We start from the raw sequence: 1,695 nt of genomic DNA on the forward strand, positions 1-1,695 counted from the left end.
AAAATCAAGAGTGGTGACTTTACCACCGTAATAGCGCTGCACCGTATCCAAATAAGTTTGATTGGGGCTCAAGCCTTGATGTATCCATAAGTCATTAACCGTGCTTAAGTCATAATTTGAATTGGGTTTATTAAATTGATTGTAGAGCGCGGCACTATTGGGATTAAGGATAGCTGGCGTTGGATAATGAAAGGTCTTTTGGATTTGCTGCTTTGTTTCACCCTCTGCTGCGGCATAGAGCATAGCCATGGCAGTGGACAAGCTATAGGGCGAGAAGAAGATGTTTTTATCTGATTGTGCAGGTTGCTTATTTATCTGCTGATACAGATCAATAGCGAATTGATTGTTGGCATTAACGACTTGCTTGATACCTTCAGGCGTTGAAGCAGAGTCGTCAGCAGCGATATAGTTCTTATCAGTCTTTGGGGTTGAAGGGTTCTCAGTCTTGCTAACTACAGGTTTTTCGGCTGCCGCTTTTATCAGTTGATTGTCAACCAAGCTATTATTACAACCAGCGATTGCCAGTAAACTGCCTAAAGCAAGCATACCCATGCTGAGCTTAATCGTAGGCTTTTTATAAATGTAATAGTTACGGTTTTTCACGGCGCTGTACCTCTTTATAATTCGGATGATGTCCTGATTATATACAAGGGTTTAGGCTGATTTAGTAAACATATGCTAATAAATTTAAGGATGATATTTCAGATGAATACAGTGTATAAGGACAGCCATAAGCTTAAAAAATACTTAATCATATTTTTAGCAATCTTAATATCAGGTTGTATGACACCTTCAAAAAACATGATGAATAAAGCCACTAGTGAGAATAAAGTCCTGAAGACTGAAATAGAGGATATCTCTAATATATTAACACCGACATATGCAGATATATTTACATACCCTTTTGATCCTGAGGAACCCCAGTTAGACATGGGGGTCGGTGGACGATTGGTTGTAATAGAGGGTTGTTTATTAATAGAGTCAAGTGATGGCATGTTTTCTACGCCTATACTGCCTGAAGGAGTGACCTATTGGGATAAAGGTAAAGGCATTGTCTATATTTATGACAGAGGCTTTTTAATAGGTAATATTATTCGTTCAAATGGTATTGCTTTAGATAGTCAGTTTCAAAAAGTACAAGATATTTTTATATCAAAAGCGAAGCCCTCGTGCCTCAAACGTAGCTCAATATTGTTCGGCACTAAATTTGACTAGCAGGCAAATCAGCTTAAGAGGTCAATTATAAAGAGAGAGTGCTTTACAAAAGCCAAGTAGTGAAAGTGCTTTGCCATGTATGAAAAACTCAAATACTCATTTCAAGTATCTACTGAAGAATCAGAAGTATAATTCATTGATATAAATGATGATTTATTCACTCTAACCAAGAAGCAATCAGCAAGAATTGTGCTAATATCGCTACTTTTTCAGTATGGCTGGTTTTCTCATTTTGTAATGAAAAACCCCCTTAAATAAAAAAGCTAGGAGAATGAATGAACGATCATCTTGATTTTTTAGCGTAATTCAGTGTCTCAGTTGAGACTCCTAATAGTTTAAATTAAAGTTGTTGTACTCAGGCTATGTCACATACCAAGGTTCATGAACCACTTATTTTTATATTAACTATAGGTCATTGTTTTTAATAGAAAATTAACTCTTTTAAATCGTGAACCTAAATTTAGGTAGCCATAAGTTAAA

2 protein-coding genes are annotated in these 1,695 nt (G+C 36.2%); one reads left to right on the forward strand and one right to left on the reverse strand.

The genetic code is table 11. The annotated features are described in order from the left end of the window. Nucleotides 1-603 (reverse strand): serpin family protein (locus A7325_RS00005; protein ID WP_319822952.1); only part of this gene is annotated, 603 nt, incomplete at its 3' end. 102 nt (nt 604-705) lie between these two features. Here A7325_RS00005 and A7325_RS00010 point away from each other — a divergent pair. Beyond that, the gene (locus A7325_RS00010) at nt 706-1,215 is read left to right on the forward strand and encodes a hypothetical protein (RefSeq protein WP_068403484.1); all 510 of its coding nucleotides are present in this window, start codon (nt 706-708) and stop codon (nt 1,213-1,215) included. Nucleotides 1,216-1,695 lie beyond the last annotated feature (480 nt).

The sequence above is a fragment of the Psychrobacter sp. SHUES1 genome, assembly GCF_001652315.1.
Classification (GTDB): Bacteria; Pseudomonadota; Gammaproteobacteria; order Pseudomonadales; family Moraxellaceae; genus Psychrobacter; species Psychrobacter faecalis.

Coding starts and splice junctions, on each gene's coding strand:
- A7325_RS00010 (WP_068403484.1), top strand. CDS start 706: ATGAATACAGTGTATAAGGACAGCCATAAGCTTAAAAAATACTTAATC.